Origin of the sequence: Alcanivorax sp., assembly GCF_002726155.1 — a bacterium.
In the GTDB taxonomy this organism is placed as follows: domain Bacteria; phylum Pseudomonadota; class Gammaproteobacteria; order Pseudomonadales; family Alcanivoracaceae; genus Alcanivorax.
This window is the reverse complement of sequence record NZ_PBSH01000031.1, coordinates 1-15,887: the sequence shown is the minus strand read 5'-3', so window position 1 is coordinate 15,887 and position 15,887 is coordinate 1. Positions and strand designations below refer to the sequence as shown.

The 15,887-nt window shown below is 58.9% G+C and carries 10 protein-coding genes; 3 read left to right on the top strand and 7 right to left on the bottom strand.

Annotated features, from left to right (window positions below; translation table 11 throughout):
* Positions 1–118: 118 nt before the first annotated feature.
* Positions 119–1,183, top strand: coding sequence for a 3-deoxy-7-phosphoheptulonate synthase (locus CL546_RS09310; RefSeq protein WP_290494345.1), 1,065 nt, complete (start codon positions 119–121; stop codon positions 1,181–1,183).
* Positions 1,184–1,433: 250 nt separating this feature from the next.
* Here the strand turns inward: CL546_RS09310 and CL546_RS09305 are convergent, their stop codons facing one another.
* The 6 genes from CL546_RS09305 to smc all read right to left on the bottom strand — a co-directional run bounded on the left by CL546_RS09305 (position 1,434) and on the right by smc (position 10,855).
* Positions 1,434–2,339: a PhzF family phenazine biosynthesis protein gene (locus tag CL546_RS09305; protein WP_290494343.1), complete on the bottom strand. Its 906-nt coding sequence runs from the start codon at positions 2,337–2,339 to the stop codon at positions 1,434–1,436.
* 311 nt (positions 2,340–2,650) lie between these two features.
* The gene (locus tag CL546_RS09300) at positions 2,651–3,079 is read right to left on the bottom strand and encodes a hypothetical protein (RefSeq protein WP_007148883.1); all 429 of its coding nucleotides are present in this window, start codon (positions 3,077–3,079) and stop codon (positions 2,651–2,653) included.
* A gap of 208 nt (positions 3,080–3,287) precedes the next feature.
* Positions 3,288–3,869 (bottom strand): transglycosylase SLT domain-containing protein, encoded by a 582-nt coding sequence (locus CL546_RS09295; RefSeq protein ID WP_290494341.1) that lies wholly within the window; start codon positions 3,867–3,869, stop codon positions 3,288–3,290.
* On the bottom strand, positions 3,866–6,196 hold the full coding sequence (ligA, locus tag CL546_RS09290; protein ID WP_290494339.1) for an NAD-dependent DNA ligase LigA: 2,331 nt from the start codon (positions 6,194–6,196) through the stop codon (positions 3,866–3,868). The genes CL546_RS09295 and ligA overlap by 4 nt, the downstream gene beginning before the upstream one ends.
* A 158-nt stretch (positions 6,197–6,354) precedes the next feature.
* Positions 6,355–7,302 carry a cell division protein ZipA gene (gene zipA, locus CL546_RS09285; RefSeq protein ID WP_290494338.1) on the bottom strand — a complete coding sequence of 316 codons (948 nt, stop codon included), beginning with the start codon at positions 7,300–7,302 and terminating at the stop codon, positions 6,355–6,357.
* Positions 7,303–7,357: 55 nt separating this feature from the next.
* Complete coding sequence (gene smc / locus CL546_RS09280) at positions 7,358–10,855, bottom strand: chromosome segregation protein SMC (RefSeq protein ID WP_290494336.1); 3,498 nt, start codon at positions 10,853–10,855, stop codon at positions 7,358–7,360.
* A gap of 318 nt (positions 10,856–11,173) precedes the next feature.
* On the opposite strand from smc, the gene cysZ reads away from it, so the two are divergent.
* The gene (gene cysZ, locus CL546_RS09275; RefSeq protein ID WP_290494334.1) at positions 11,174–11,959 is read left to right on the top strand and encodes a sulfate transporter CysZ; all 786 of its coding nucleotides are present in this window, start codon (positions 11,174–11,176) and stop codon (positions 11,957–11,959) included.
* Between the two features lie 175 nt (positions 11,960–12,134).
* On the opposite strand, the gene uvrB is transcribed toward cysZ, so the two are convergent.
* Positions 12,135–14,150 (bottom strand): excinuclease ABC subunit UvrB, encoded by a 2,016-nt coding sequence (uvrB, locus tag CL546_RS09270; RefSeq protein ID WP_290494332.1) that lies wholly within the window; start codon positions 14,148–14,150, stop codon positions 12,135–12,137.
* Positions 14,151–14,560: 410 nt separating this feature from the next.
* Here uvrB and CL546_RS09265 point away from each other — a divergent pair, with 410 nt between their 5' ends.
* Complete coding sequence (locus CL546_RS09265; protein ID WP_290494330.1) at positions 14,561–15,751, top strand: pyridoxal phosphate-dependent aminotransferase; 1,191 nt, start codon at positions 14,561–14,563, stop codon at positions 15,749–15,751.
* The last annotated feature ends 136 nt before the right edge of the window (positions 15,752–15,887 follow it).

The following is a 15,887-nucleotide window of genomic DNA, read 5'->3' as shown; positions in this document are numbered from 1 at the left end:
CGCTATCGACCGAACCGCCTGACCACCCGATTTAGCCGCTGGCTACACCAGCGCACCGCCACACAACGATCGACGAATCACGCGCGACGATAACGCGCCGCAGTATTAAGGGAAGATCATGCAACAGGTAAACAGCCAACAGACAGAGAACACCGACAGCCCAATCCACGACCGTCAGGCCCCGCCGCGACGCAGCCTGCCGCTGGCCTCCCCCACGGTACTGCGTCAGCGCCTGCCGGTGGATGCCGCGCTCGCCGCGCAGATTGAGCACCAGCGCCAGACCATTCGCAACATTCTCAATGGCGAAGACTCCCGCCTGCTGGTCATCACCGGGCCCTGCTCCCTCCACGACCCCAAATCCGCCCTGGAATACGGGCACCGCCTGGCGGAGCTGGCTACGCAGCTGGACGACAAAATCGTCATCGTCATGCGAGCCTACGTGGAAAAGCCCCGTACCACCGTGGGCTGGAAAGGCATGCTCTACGACCCGCATCTGGATGGCAGCAATGACATTGCCACCGGGTTGAATGTGTCTCGCCACCTGTTGCTGGATCTGGCCCGGTTGGGCTTACCGCTCGCCACCGAGCTGCTGCACCCCATGGCCGCCGATTACCTGGGCGACCTGCTGAGTTGGGCGGCCATCGGGGCGCGCACCACCGAATCGCAGATTCACCGGGAAATGGTCAGCGGCCTGCCCCTGCCAGTAGGCTTCAAGAACGGAACCGACGGCAGTATCGGCGTGGCCTGCGACGCCATGGGCGCGGCAATCCATCCACACACCCATTTGGGCATGGATGAACACGGCCACAGCGCCCTGCTGCAAACCGCCGGCAATCCGGACACCCATCTGGTACTCCGCGGCGGCCATGACGGTCCCAACTACGATGCCGCCAGCGTGCAACGCGCCGCCGCTGCACTGGAGGCCAAGGGCTGCAACCCGCGCCTGATCGTGGACTGCAGTCATGCCAACAGCGGCAAAGACCCGCTGCGCCAGCCTGCGGTGTTACAGGATCTGCTGCAGCAGCGTGCTCAGGGGCAAACGGCTATTGCCGGGGTGATGCTGGAAAGCCATCTCAACGATGGTCGACAGGGTCAGGACAAACCACTCCAGTACGGTCTGTCCATCACCGATGGATGCCTGGGCTGGGACAAAACCCGGTCAGAATTGTGTGCGATTAAGTAAGATGAAACAGGATAAGGCAACCCACACTCCTCCCATTGCGGGAGGGGTGTGACGTGAACGTTGCAAGCACCGCTTGCGCTGCCATACTTTAACGATTCTCAGGGCCGACGACTCCGCAAGGAACCCCACATGCTCAATAACCTGACTCTCGATCAACTGATCACGGCCTTCGTCGTTTTCCTTAGCGTCATCGCCACGGTGGCCTTCATCGTCTATCTGAAAAATCGCTCAGGGAACGAATAATTTAAAGTCACGAATACAGCAGTGATCCCGTCCCCATCTTGATCACGTTGCCGCCAATGCGGCAGCGCACTTCCTTGCCCGGGCGCTTGTCGAACTCTGCATGCAGAATGCTCTTGCGCGTCTCATGGCTGCCCCGGTCCACAGACAGGGTATGCGTACCCGGCGCGGCCTCACCCTGTTCTGCCAGGTAAGCAATAAACTCTGGCATCACCGCCCCGATAGGAGGAAAAACATCACGCGGCAATGTCGGATTTAGCAAACGACCATGGAATTCCGTGAAGCCGGTAATGGTCCCCGGCGCAAACAGGAACAGCTCCGAGGTATACACATCACCGAACAGGTCTGACCAACGATCCGGGTTCAGACTCGCAGCCAGTACGTGCTCAGGTTTGGTAAACGGCACAATCAACGTGGGCTTGTCCACACTCACCACCATCGGCTTGTACTTGCTGAAAGAGATGTGTTTCTCATCAATATTCAGCGCCGCCGCCAGACGGGGAATTTCCGGAGTGTAACGGTCAATGGTCGGTGTCAGCACCCGGGCGAACTGAATCGCACCGGGGGCGCTGTCTCCCTTGTCAATAAAGCTCTCGATCAATTGTTCGTTTTGCTTGAGCAGAAACGAAGCAAACTCGCCCTCGTCTTTTGTCATCCCCATTTCATAGGCCACATAAGACGCAGCCAGAATGGTATGAGCACCGAATAATTGTCTGCCTTTGCTATTAAACACCGTCACTGGCGAGGCACTGTTGCCCGGCTCGATAAACACCGTCTCGGTTTGCTGAAACTCACCGGCAATGGCCGTTTTACTGGCATCGCTACTGTTAGCCGCATCCAGTGTAACCACCGGGACCTGAGTGCCCTGAAAGGGTGCACCCGCGAATACATCAAGCAACGAATAATCGAGAGCCATCATCCTCACCTTTTTTATAATCGTCTCCCTCGACTATGCCGCAAGGGGATAAGAATGCAATCACAGAAAGGGGAAAAAAAGACAAAGGAGAAGGGGTTATCGCGTAGGCCTGATTTACCCAAGGGCACAGAGAGCCTAAAGCCGTAATCCGACATTGGATTTTTACCACAATCAGCGAGGCCATGTCGGGTTACGGCTACGCCTAACACGACCTACAAACAGGAACCAATGGAGTCACGCAGGCGCTATTGCCTGTAGGCTGAAGGCCGTAATCCGACACTCAACAGGATTGTTACAGGTGAACCGAAGAATCAGGCGATGGCGCCTTCACGGGCCCATTCACAACGTACCCGCAGGGGGGCATCAGAGGGTTCGTGGTACACATCGGCGCTGTCCCACACGAAGGTATGAAACCCGGACAATTCGGTTTCCAGATGCACCACCGCATTCACCCAGTACATATTTTTGAGCAGGGACTCGAACTTCGCGATCCAGTGCTCCCACTCGTACTCCACCGCCCGGTAAGACATGCCGAAATGAATCACCTGGGTCTGGAAGGTGCCGCCCATCAAGTCATCGCCGGGCACGGAAAACATCTCCCGACACAGGAACGGCCACTCATCCGCCTGCGGCAATTGCCGGATGGCTTTACGATTCTGGAAACAGCTCGTCTTGCGCTCCTGCAAATTGCCAAACGGCAAATGCTTGATGCAACCGTAAACGATGGATTCGTTATCCAAAAGACACCCCGAAAAACAGGAGAAAGTTCAAAGTTGAAAGTTTCAACGCGAGAAATATTTTCTAAAACTAACAAGTTTACCGCCGCGATTCACCGTATTGTTGAACACCAACCAATAAAGAGTGAACCAGAAGACATTCTCCGCTACGAGATCAACTCTCCTTTAACCTGCCGATCCCTTCCCTTTTCAACTTTCAATTTCCAACTTTTTATCGTCCACATCCCTGCATTTGCTGCTGGTACCGGTTGGCCATGGACGCCGTGCGCTGGGCGGCGCCTTTCATCCACTTGTTGTTTTTCCAGGTGCCGCGGGCATAACCACCGTGCCCCGCGTAATAATTAAGATACAAGTTGTAGGTATCGTTGCGAGCCACGCCGTTTTTCTTGTAGCTCTGGTAGTGATACCAGCCGACAAACTGCACCGCATCCTTGAAGTCATCCCGGTCCGCGCCACGGCGACCGGTGGCGTCCTTGTACCAGTCCCATGTGCCATCCAGCGCCTGCGGATACCCATAGGCGCTGGAAGGACGCTTCCAGGGGATAAAACCCAGCAATTTGGTGCGCGGCGGTTTCGCCTTGGCATTAAACCCGGATTCCTTATAGATGGTCGCCATCAGCACGGGCACCGGCACCCCGTACTCTTTTTCCGTGTTCTTGGCGTATTTATACCAGTTGTTGAACCAGCCACCCCGCTGATCAAACACCGCGCAGACATTATCCGTATTGGTCGGTGTGCCAGCACAGCCACTCAGGGTCAGTGCTGCCAAAAGCAGGGTTAGCCAGATTTTCATAACGCTCCCGGATCAATGCCGTGCTGGGCCAAGAGGGACAGTAGCGCAGCTTCGTCGCATACCTCAACGCCCAGCGATTCCGCTTTCGCCAGTTTGGAGCCCGCAGACGCGCCCGCCACTACCCTGCTGGTGTTTTTGGACACCGACCCCGCCACTTTTGCTCCCAGCTGCTGCAAGGCCTGTTTCGCCTGGTCACGAGTAAGCTGCTCCAGGGTGCCGGTCAGCACCCAGGTTTGCCCTTCCAGGGGGCGGCTTTCGGCCTGGGCCGGGGCGCGGGCTGCCAGAGCGGCAACCTGGTCTTCAGCATCCTGCAAGCGGGCTTGCCAACCATTCTCCGCCAGCGCCTTGGCCAGCTGCGTCATGACACCGGAGCGCACGCCCTTGGGTTCGGCACCCGCACCTTCTGCCGCCGCCGCGCTCAATTGCGCCACGGTGCGGAAATGCCCACCGAGCGTTTCCAGTGACTTGTCACCGATGCCTTCAAGATTCATGCCCAACCGCTTGGCGGACTTTAGCAACTGCGCCAACGTCAGGCTGTTCACAAAAGCGGTCGAGGGCACGCCGCTGGCTTGCGGGTTCACCCCTTGCGACAACAAACCGTCTATCACCGCCTCGTTATCCGTTTCCGCAAAGAAGGCTCCGATGGCCTTGGCCACCTCCATCCCCACATCCGGCACCGCCAGCAATAGCAGCAAGGGGGCGCGGCGGATGCCCTCCAGATCACCAAAACAGTCCGCCAGATTCTTGGCGGTTTCTTCACCGATCTGCAAAATGCCCAGAGCAAACAGGAAACGGCCCAGGCTCACGGTCTTGGAATCATTCAGCGCGGCGATCAGGTTATCAGCGGATTTCTCGCCCATGCGCTCCAGGCCTGCCACCTGCTCCGCCTTCAAGCGGTAAAGGTCGGCAACGGTGGCAATCAGCTCCTGATCCACCAGCGCATCCACCAGCTTGTCGCCCAGCCCATCGATATCCATGGCCCGACGGGACGCAAAATGCTTGATGGCTTCACGCTGCTGGGCACCGCAAATCAACCCGCCGGTACAGCGAGCCACCACCTGATCGTCACCGCGCAGAATGTCACTACCACACACCGGACAGGCTGATGGCAGAGCAATGTCTTGTGCATTCGCAGGACGGCGCTCGGGCAGCGCCCGCACCACCTTGGGAATCACATCCCCGGCCCGATACACCACCACGGTGTCGCCAATACGGATATCCAGTCGCTGGATTTCATCCATGTTGTGCAGGGTGGCATTGCTGACCATCACCCCGCCCACGTGCACCGGTTCCAACCGTGCCACCGGGGTCAGAGCACCGGTTCGGCCCACTTGCCAGTCCACGCCGTTAAGCACGGTGAGTTCTTCCTGGGCAGGGAACTTGTGGGCAATGGCCCAGCGCGGTGCGCGGCTGACAAAGCCCAGATCATTTTGCCAGTCGAAACGGTCTACCTTGTACACCACACCATCGATGTCGTAATCCAGACGGTCGCGCTTTTCCAGGATGCCCTGATAAAACGCCAACAGTGCGTCCACACCCGCACACACACGCACTTCCGGGTTCACCCGCAGCCCCCAACTACGCAGGGCCTCCAGCATGTCGGCGTGCGTGGCCGGCTCGGGTACACCCTCCAGCTGAGCCATGGAGTAGGCATAAAATTCCAGCGGCCGGCTGGCGGTGATGCGAGAATCCAACTGGCGCAGGCTGCCGGCAGCCGCGTTGCGAGGATTGGCAAACACCTTCTGCTCTGCGGCTTCCTGGCGGGCATTCAGGGCGGCAAAGCCGGCGTGGGGCATCACCACTTCACCGCGCACTTCCAGCCGCGATGGCAACGGGTCTCCGCGTAGCGTCAGGGGAACAGAACGAATGGTCCGGGCATTAACGGTAATATTCTCACCGGTCTGTCCGTCCCCGCGGGTGGCCGCCCTCACCAGTTGCCCATCCACGTACAGCAGGGAAATCGCCAGCCCGTCCAGCTTGGGCTCAGCCACGTAATCCACCGTTTCGTTCACATCCAGACGTTCGCGGATCCGTTTATCAAAAGCACGCAGGTCATCATCATCGAAGGCGTTATCCAGACTCAGCATGGGCACTTCGTGCTGCACCTGTTCAAACGCATCCAGCGGCACATCCCCTACCCGCTGGGTAGGAGAATCGGCGGTAATCAAATCCGGGTGCTGGGCTTCCAGCTCTTTGAGAGCACGGAACGCCCGGTCGTACTCGGCATCGGGCACCGCCGGGTCGTCCTGCACGTAATAGCGGTAAGACCAGTCGTTGAGCTGATCGCGGAGGTGTTGGGCTTTCTGGATGATGTCTGGATTAGGCACGGTAGCAGCAGCGAATAATGAATAGTGAATAATGGATAGCGAACGACTCGCTCTGTAGGCTCCAGCCCGCAAAGGGCAATAGAGTCTCGAGGTACGAGTAACGAGTAACGAAAACCTTTTGTATTTCGCTTCTCGAAACTCGTCACTCGCAACTGCTTTTACGCGCTCGGCACCCGCTGGCGACGCTCGAACTCCTGCACGCGCTGGCGCAGGTGTTCCATGGTCTGCGGAGTCAGCACACTGTGTTGTTCATCTTTCAATTCGCCGTCCAGCTCCGCGGCCAGACGCTGACAAATGGATAGCATCTTATCCAACGCACCGATGGCGTCGGTGGGCCCCGGCAATTTCAGGAAGAAAGTGACACCGGCAAAGGTCTTGTCTTCCATGGTATCCAGATCGAACGTGCCCGGCTCCACGGCATTGGCCATGGAGAACTGCAGTTCATCAGCGTCTTGCACGCTCACGTGCCGGTGGAAAATATTCATGCGACCGTAGCGCAGACCCGCTTCCAGCAGCATGCGTAACAGGGCACTACCCTCGAACGGCGCGCCACGGTGGGCAATCAGGTGCACCACTATCACTTCCAACACGGGCTGGGGTTCACGGGGCGCTTTCGGTGCCGGACGGGTCTCTACGCGCGTTTCCTGGCGGGGCTCTTGCCGGGGTGGCACGCGAGGAGCCGGTTCGGGCTCCGGTTTTGGCTCGGGTGGTTTTTCCGCTACCGGTTGTGCCGGCGCCGGGGCAGGTTCAACATCAGGCTCCACAACGCGCTCGGGCTGGGGCTCAGGTTCCTGCTCACCGTCGAACAGGCTTTGCTGTTCTGCAGTACGCGCTTCAGCCGCCGCCTCATCAGGCTCCATCACCATGGGCGGACGTTCATCCTGCTCCGCATCCTCCATGGCCCGACGAATCACCCGTGCAGAACCAATCAGCTCCGGATTGTAGCTGCTATTTTCTTCTTCCTCCGCCTGATCACGGTAGCGAGGATCGATACGCATGCGTAGTCGCCCGTGCCGCTCTCGAATCATCCGCCGCATGCCGTCGGCCAGAATCAGCAGAATCAGAATAACCAGAATGCCAATCAATGTTTCCAGGTTCAGGCCCATTGCCTCTTCTTCCTTGCTTGTGCTGAAGTGCCGCTGTTACAGCAACACCGATTCCTCACATCGCCGCCATTTCGGCCGCTTCTTCCACATCCACCGATACCAGACGGGACACACCGGGCTCATGCATGGTGACCCCCATCAGGGTAGCAGCCATCTCCATCGCAATCTTGTTATGAGTGATGTAGATAAATTGCACTTTTGCAGACATTTCCGACACCAGGTTACAGAAACGCCCCACGTTAGCGTCATCCAGCGGCGCGTCCACCTCATCGAGCAGGCAGAACGGCGCGGGGTTAAGCTGGAAGATACTGAATACCAGTGACAAGGCTGTCAGCGCTTTTTCACCGCCGGAGAGCAGGTGAATGGTGCTGTTTCGCTTGCCGGGTGGCCGCGCCATGATGGTGACACCGGTATCGAGCAGGTCATCGCCGGTGAGCTCCAGGTAGGCATGGCCACCACCGAAGACTTTCGGGAACAGCTCCTGCAGACCACGGTTGATGCGGTCGAAATATTCCTTGAACCGTGCCCGGGTTTCCCGATCAATCTTGCGAATGGCATTTTCCAGGGTGCCCAGGGCGTCTTCCAGGTCTTCGTTCTGGCTGTCCAGGTAGTTCTTGCGCTCAGATTGCTGCTGGTACTCGTCGATAGCCGCCAGGTTGATCTGCCCCAGACGGGAGATCCGTTGGCCGATCATGTCCATTTCCTGCGCCCACTGCTGCTCATCCGCCTCGTCCGGCAGATTTTGCAGCACGGTTTCCAGGTCAAAATTCTGTTCAGAAAGCTGTTCGGCCACGGTCTGCCGGCGGGTGCTCAGGTCCTGCCATTGCATACGTTTCTGGTCCATGGTGCTGCGCACTTCCTGGGCCTGACGCTCAAACTGGCCGCGCTGCCCTTCCAGGTTACGCATTTCATGGTCCACCGTTTCCAGCTCTCGACGGGCTTCGGTGAGCTTGTGCTCCGCTTCCAGACGCACTTCCAGCTTTTCTTCCAGCTGCATCTGCAGTTCGGTACCCGGCTCGTCGCCCTCATTGGTCTGCTCTTCCAGCAGCGCCTTGCGCTCGGCCATCATCTGCACTTGGGTTTCCAGACGGCTCAGGTTCTGGCGCAGCGAGTCTGCCTGGGTGCGGGCACCCTGTACTTCCATGGCCAACTGGTGAGACTGATCCCGGTCGTGGCGCGCTTTCTGGCGGGACTCGTCCAGCCGCAGGCGCAACTCATCCCGGCGGGATAGCAAGGCTTCGCGCTCACCGCTGTCGGTTTCCATGGCGTCCAGTGCTTCCGCCAGCACCGCCCGGGCTTCTTTCAGGTGTTCCTGTTCTTGCTCCAGCTGCTCGCTGGTTTCTTCCATTTCCCGGCTGAGACGCTCACGGCGCATGGTGATCTGCTCCAGGCGCACCTGCCGGGCGCTGACCTGGGCATTGATCTCACCCAACTCACGATTGATCCGGCTCGCCTGGCGCTGCACCTCCTCGCGCTCTTCTTCCAGTTCGGAAATCTGCTCGCGGGTGCTTTCCAGCTGCTCTTTCAGACTATCCACGGTGGCCTGCAGGGTGTCGATCTCACCTTCCAGGGTGTCCAGTTCGCGGCGGCGCTCCAGAATACCGGCTTCCTGATCTTCCTCTTTGGCCACTTTCAGCCAATCCGGGCCCAACCAGATACCATCACGGGTGACCACGGATTCGTGGGCGTCAAGCTGGCCACGCAGGGTCAAGGCCGCATCCAGGTTATCCGCCACGTACACACCGGCCAGCAGCCCTTCCGGTGCCTGCCCCTGAACATGTTCGCGCAGCAGGGTGGACTTGCTGCCTGCCGCCTTCACCGAGCCCGGGCTAACCAGCGCCACACGCCCATGGGACAGGTCATCCAGCCATTCGCCCAGCTGCTCAAAGCCGTTTACGGCGACCGCTTGAATGCTGTCGCCCAGCACGGCTTCCAGTGCTTTTTCCCAGCCTTCCGCCACTTGCAGCTGGTCGGCCAGCCGCGGCTCGTCATCCAGTTCATGCCGGGTCAGCCAGTCGCTGACCGCGCCATCGTCGCCCATGGCCGCTTTCTGCAGGGCTTCCAGAGAGGTGCGACGGCCCTTGAGGCTTTGCAGCTTCTCGCGGGCCTCATCCAGCTGCCGCCCCCGGTCACCGTTATCACGGCGGAGTTGATTGATCTCTTCCTGCAGGGACTCGCTGCGCAGTTCGTTTTCTTCCGACTGCCCGCGATATTGCTCCACCTGCTCTTCCAGCTCACGCATTTCCTGGGCCAGCGGGCCGGCATCCAGGGATTCCTGCTCTTTCTTCAAGCGGTCGATACGGTCGCGCAGGCGCTCCTGGGACTTGTCCAGATGCTGAATGCGGGACTGCTCCACCTCAGCCTGACGGCGGGATTCTCCGGATTTGCCGTTGAATTCTTCCCACGCCTGCTGCCAGTTCTGCATGGTCTCTTCGGCCAGCGCCAGCGCTTCACTGGAGGCTTCCTGCTGTTCCGAGACCATTTCCAGCTCCGGCTCACGCTCAGCCAGGATGGCATCCAGTTCCGCCACTTTCTCGCTATCGATACGCAGGTGCTCGTCGCCTTCTTTCCAGCTGGCGCGCACCTGATCCAGCTCTTCATACAGCTGCTGCTTGCGCTCTCGCTGATGCTGGATGCTCTGCTCCAGACGCGCCACTTCCGCGCCCAGGGCATAAAAATGTTGCTGCACTTCGTTGAAGCGTTCCTGCACTTCGTGGTGCTTCTCGCGCAAACGCTCCACTTCCGCGTCCACGTGGCGCTGTTCCGCCACTTTCGCTTCCATGGACACGTCCAGCTCGCCAATCACGTGGTCCAGCTGCTTGACCTGCACATCCAGCCCTTTCCAGCGCAACGCCTTGAGCTGGGCGCCTTTCAGGCGCTCTTCCTCTTTGTACTGTTTGTACTTTTCCGCTGCGCTGGCCTGCCGACTCAGGCGTTCCAGCTGGCGCGTCAGCTCATCGCGGATATCGGTCAGACGCTCCAGGTTCTCGCGGGTGCGACGAATACGGTTCTCGGTCTCGCGGCGGCGAGCCTTGTACTTGGAAATCCCCGCCGCTTCCTCGATATACACCCGCAGCTCTTCCGGCTTGGCTTCAATCAGCCGGGAAATCATGCCCTGCTCGATGATGGCGTAGCTGCGCGGCCCCAGGCCCGTGCCCAGGAAAATGTCGGCAATATCCTTGCGCCGGCACTTGGTACTGTTGAGGAAATAATTGGACTGGCCGTCCCGTGTCACCTGCCGCTTCACGGAAATTTCGTTGAATTTGCCGTATTCGCCAGTAACGGTGGCATCGGAGTTATCAAAAATCAGCTCGATGGACGCCTGAGCCACCGGCTTGCGGGCATTGGAGCCGTTGAAGATAACGTCCGCCATGGACTCGCCACGCAGGTGCTTGGCGGAGGACTCCCCCATCACCCAGCGCACCGCGTCGATGATATTGGACTTCCCACACCCGTTGGGCCCCACCACAGCGGTAAGGTTTTCCGGGAAATTGGTGGTGGTAGGGTCCACGAAGGACTTGAACCCGGCCAGTTTTATTGATTTCAGTCGCATACGATGCTGTCTCTACGCCGGCAACGGCAAAACACCCCGGCTTGGGGCGCAATAATAAAAGGTGTAAGTCTAGCGACAACCCGGGCTGAATTCATCCGCCGAGACGCTGAGATTACAATAACCTCAACCAATTCGACGCGTTATACCGCATCCCGGCGCCATTACATTGCAAAGGAGTGCAAAACCCGGGCTCCGCTTGCACTCCATCACAGCCACACCCCTCCTCCACGGGGCAAGGGTGCGCCCGAAAAGCCCCGTCTTTACCTTCCCGCCCGAGGCTTGTAGCTTGTAGCTGCTTTTAACCGCCAAGGATTGCCCGTGTCCCAGATCGCCGATGCCGTTGCCTACCTCTCTCGCAGCCTGAAACTGGCCCGCACCCCGGAGCTGCGGCGCTATGTGATTATCCCGCTAATCTTCAACATTCTGGTGTTCGGTGGCCTGTACTGGCTCAGTGGCAGCTGGATTGCCGGCTGGATCACCGCCGCCACCGCGGACTGGGCGTTGACCGGTTTCTGGAGCTTCCTCAATGGTGCCCTGCACTTCCTGGTCGATGCGGCCGTCATACTGGTGTGGATTCTGCTGCTGGGCCTGTTCGCCAGCGTATTCTCCATCGGCGTGCAGCTGATTGCCGCGCCCTTCATGGGGTTTCTGGCGGAAAAAGTGGATATCCAGGTCACCGGCCACCCCATGAACGACGAATCCATCCCCGCCATGATCGTGCGCACCTTCAAGCGTGAGCTGCGCAAGACCTGGTACTGGCTGTGGCGTGCGGTGCTGATTCTGTTTGTAGTAGGGGTGGTTTACTTCATCCCGGTGATCAATGTGTTCGCCTCGGCCATCTGGTTCCTGTGGTCCGGCTGGCTGCTGGGCATGCAGTACATCGATTTTGGCGCCGACAACCGTCAGGTGCCCTTTGAGGTAATGCTCGAACGGCTGAAAGAAAAACGCTGGCTGGTGCTCACCTTCGGCGCCATCGTCATGGGCCTGACCATGATTCCGCTGGTGAACCTGTTCATCATGCCGGTGGCCGTTATTGCCGGGACACTAATCTGGGTAGAACAGCTGGCTCCGCAGAGCTCCGAACCCTCCACGAAGCCGCTGTAGGAGCGCCGCTTGAGGCGCGAATCCGAGCCTTGGCGAGGAAAGGGCACGACGAAAACCGGATCTCTCTAGATAGACCTGTCACGCGGTCATATTCCTGATCACCCTGCGGGCAATTTCCTTGCTGCGCAAGGTTCGCGCCCCAAGCGGCGCTCCTACAGCGGTCTTGTAGAAACGTTTACCGCATAAATCCAAGCTCTCTGAGCTGGTGAATTTTGTCGCGAGTGGCCGCGGCGTCCTCGAATTCCAGGTTCTTGGCGTGCTCCATCATTTTCGCTTCCAGCTCCTTGATTTCCTTGGCAACCTGGGCCGGGGAGCGGGCATCCAGGTAATCGGCAGCGGACTTGGCCACTTTCTTTTCGCCCTTGTACTTGCGATCGAAACGACTACCGCCACTGTCATCCATAATGTCGCGAATTTTCTTGTTCAGCCCCTGCGGGGTGATGCCATTTTCCTTGTTAAAGGCTTCCTGCTTCTCACGGCGGCGGTCTGTTTCGTCGATGGCGCGCTCCATGGAGCCGGTCATCTTGTCCGCATAAAGGATCGCCCGACCCTCCACGTTCCGCGCCGCCCGGCCAATGGTCTGGATCAGTGATCGGTCGGAGCGCAGGAATCCTTCCTTGTCCGCATCCAGAATCGCCACCAGCGCCACTTCCGGCATATCCAGGCCTTCACGCAGCAGGTTGATCCCCACCAGCACATCGAACTTGCCCAGCCGCAGATCGCGGATAATCTCCACCCGCTCCACCGTATCGATATCGGAATGCAGGTAGCGCACTCGGATGCCGTGCTCGTTGAGGTATTCGGTGAGGTCTTCCGCCATGCGCTTGGTCAGCGTGGTCACCAGCACCCGCTGTTCTTTGGCAATGCATTCCTTGGCCTCCCCGAGCAGATCATCCACCTGGGTGGTCGCCGGTCGGATCTCGATTTTCGGGTCCACCAACCCAGTGGGGCGCACCACCTGCTCCACCACCTGCCCCGCATACTTCTGTTCGTAAGGGCCCGGTGTGGCGGACACAAACACCATCTGCGGAGCCAACAGCTCCCATTCCTCGAATTTCAACGGCCGGTTGTCCATGGCCGAGGGCAAGCGGAACCCGAAGCTCACCAGGGTTTCCTTGCGCGAGCGGTCGCCCTTGTACATGGCACCCAGCTGCGGGATGGTCACGTGGGACTCATCAGCGATCAGCAGCGCATTGTCCGGCAGGTAGTCAAACAGGGTGGGCGGCGCGTCGCCTGGTGCGCGGCCAGAAAACAATCGGGAGTAGTTTTCCACGCCGTTGCAGTAACCCAGCTCCTGCAACATCTCGATGTCGAACCGGGTGCGCTGCTCCAGCCGCTGGGCTTCCACCAGCTTGTTTTGCTCCTTTAGCTCCGCCAGCCGTTCGGTGAGTTCTTCCTTGATCATCTCCACCGCCTTGAGCACCGTTTCCCGGGGCGTCACGTAATGGCTCTTGGGGTAGATGGTGGTACGCCCGATACGCCGAATCACCTCGCCGGTGAGCGGATCAAAAATGCTGATGGACTCCACTTCGTCATCGAACAACTCGATGCGCACCGCTTCCTTTTCCTCTTCCGCCGGGAAGATATCGATCACATCCCCGCGCACCCGGTAGGTGGCGCGGCGGAAGTCCATTTCGTTGCGGGTGTACTGCAATTCGGCCAGGCGCCGCAGCAGCTCACGTTGATCAATGTGATCACCACGCACCAAATGCAGAACCATGGCGTGGTAACTGGCCGGATCCCCCAGACCGTAGATGGCAGATACCGTGGCCACAATAATGGTATCCGGGCGCTCCAGGATGGCCTTGGTGGCAGACAGGCGCATCTGCTCGATTTGTTCGTTCACCGAGGCATCTTTCTCAATGAAGGTATCGGAGCTGGGAACGTACGCTTCCGGCTGGTAGTAGTCGTAGTAGGAGACAAAATACTCCACCGCGTTTTCAGGAAAAAACTCCCTAAACTCCCCATACAGCTGGGCCGCCAGCGTCTTGTTGGGCGCCATGATGATGGTGGGCCGGCCCGTCTGCTCGATCACGTTGGCCATGGTGAAGGTCTTGCCCGACCCCGTCACACCCAGCAGCGTTTGATGACCCAGGCCGTCATCAATACCCTCAATCAGCTGCGCAATGGCTGTGGGCTGATCGCCCGCGGGCTGGTAATCGGAATGGAGCTTGAAGAGGCTTTCTGTCATGGAGACACCCTGATATCCGCCCACCCGGTCGGGCAGACAGCAAAATCGAACGATTCAAAATCGGCACGTAGTGTACCAGAGCCAGCGCGTCAAAAGCGTGATGATCCATGCGACGGAATTGGATTTGAGAGGAGACGAGGCCCGAAATCGCGGTGGAACCACCGCTCCCACAGAAAACACACACCACCTTCACCGTGGAAGTGGTGGTTCCACCGCGATCCGGGGCCCGCCCCGCCCCAAGCCAAACACTTCGTGGTGGAACCACCACTCCTACAAAAGCAAACAGGCGCTGCCATCCACAGGAAATACGGGACATTCACCCCCGGATCCGGTAAAATGCTCGCCCCTTTCTGTGTCGATCACTGCGTCAAAAGCGCAACCATTCGACTCTCTAGATGAACGAGGAGTGCATGTCCGATATCAGCCTTTCCGACCGCGTACAACGCATCAAGCCGTCTCCCACCCTTGCCATTACCGCCAAAGCCGGTGAACTCCGCGCACAGGGCAAAGACATTATTGGGCTGGGTGCCGGTGAGCCGGATTTCGATACCCCGGAACATATCAAGCAGGCCGCCATTGAAGCGATCAACGCCGGCAAAACCAAGTACACCCCGGTAGACGGCACTCCCGGCCTGAAAAAAGCCATTATCGACAAGTTTCAACGCGATAACGGCCTGTCCTACGAGCCTGGTCAGATCCTGGTATCCAGTGGCGGCAAGCAGAGCTTTTTCAACATGGCCCTCGCCCTGTTGAACGACGGTGATGAAGCCATCATTCCTGCGCCTTACTGGGTAAGCTACCCGGACATGGTGCTGGTTGCCGGCGGCGTACCGAAAATTATCGAAACGGACGTAAACAGCCGCTTCAAGATCACCCCGGAACAGCTGGAAGCGGCAATTACGCCGAAAACCCGCCTGTTCGTGATCAACAGCCCGTCCAACCCGTCTGGCATGGCGTATTCCCTGGAAGAGCTGGCCGCGCTGGGTGAAGTGTTGAAGAAACACCCGAACATCATTGTCGCCACCGACGACATGTACGAGCACATCCTGTGGACCGGCAAGCCGTTCGTGAACATCGTTAATGCCACCCCGGAGCTGTACGACCGCACCGTGGTCATGAATGGCGTTTCCAAGGCCTATTCCATGACCGGCTGGCGCATCGGCTACGCCGCAGGCCCGCAGAAACTGATCGCGGCCATGAAGAAAGTACAGTCCCAGTCCACCTCCAACCCGGCCTCCATCAGCCAGGCTGCAGCAGAAGCCGCACTGGCCGGTGATCAGGGCTGCGTGGATGAGATGGTCAAGGCATTCAAGGAACGTCATGACTACCTGACTGCGGCCCTGGATGCCCTGCCCGGCGTGAAATGCGCCCAGGGTGACGGCACCTTCTATGCCTTCCCGGACTTCTCCGAAGCCATTGCCAACCTGGATGGTGTGGAATCTGACACCGACCTGGCCACCCTGCTGCTGGAAACCGCAGAAGTCGCCTTGGTACCCGGTTCCGCCTTCGGCGCCCCCGGCTGCATGCGCCTGTCCTTTGCCGTCGGCATGGACACCCTGAAAGAAGCCATCCGCCGGATTGAGCAGGCATTGGCTAAATAAGCAACAAACGCGCCTCCGGGGTGTTGACGACCCCGGTAGGCGTCACTAATATACGCGCCTCAAGACATTCCGCCTTAGCTCAGTTGGTAGAGCAAATGACTGTTAATCATTGGGTCGCTGGTTCGAGCCCAGCAGG

Excerpts from the sequence above, each read along its gene's own strand:
- uvrB (WP_290494332.1), bottom strand. The coding sequence starts at position 14,150 with ATGACAGAAAGCCTCTTCAAGCTCCATTCCGATTACCAGCCCGCGGGC.
- CL546_RS09265 (WP_290494330.1), top strand. The coding sequence starts at position 14,561 with ATGTCCGATATCAGCCTTTCCGACCGCGTACAACGCATCAAGCCGTCT.
- zipA (WP_290494338.1), bottom strand. The coding sequence starts at position 7,302 with ATGGGCCTGAACCTGGAAACATTGATTGGCATTCTGGTTATTCTGATT.
- CL546_RS09310 (WP_290494345.1), top strand. The coding sequence starts at position 119 with ATGCAACAGGTAAACAGCCAACAGACAGAGAACACCGACAGCCCAATC.
- CL546_RS09305 (WP_290494343.1), bottom strand. The coding sequence starts at position 2,339 with ATGGCTCTCGATTATTCGTTGCTTGATGTATTCGCGGGTGCACCCTTT.
- CL546_RS09295 (WP_290494341.1), bottom strand. The coding sequence starts at position 3,869 with ATGAAAATCTGGCTAACCCTGCTTTTGGCAGCACTGACCCTGAGTGGC.
- smc (WP_290494336.1), bottom strand. The coding sequence starts at position 10,855 with ATGCGACTGAAATCAATAAAACTGGCCGGGTTCAAGTCCTTCGTGGAC.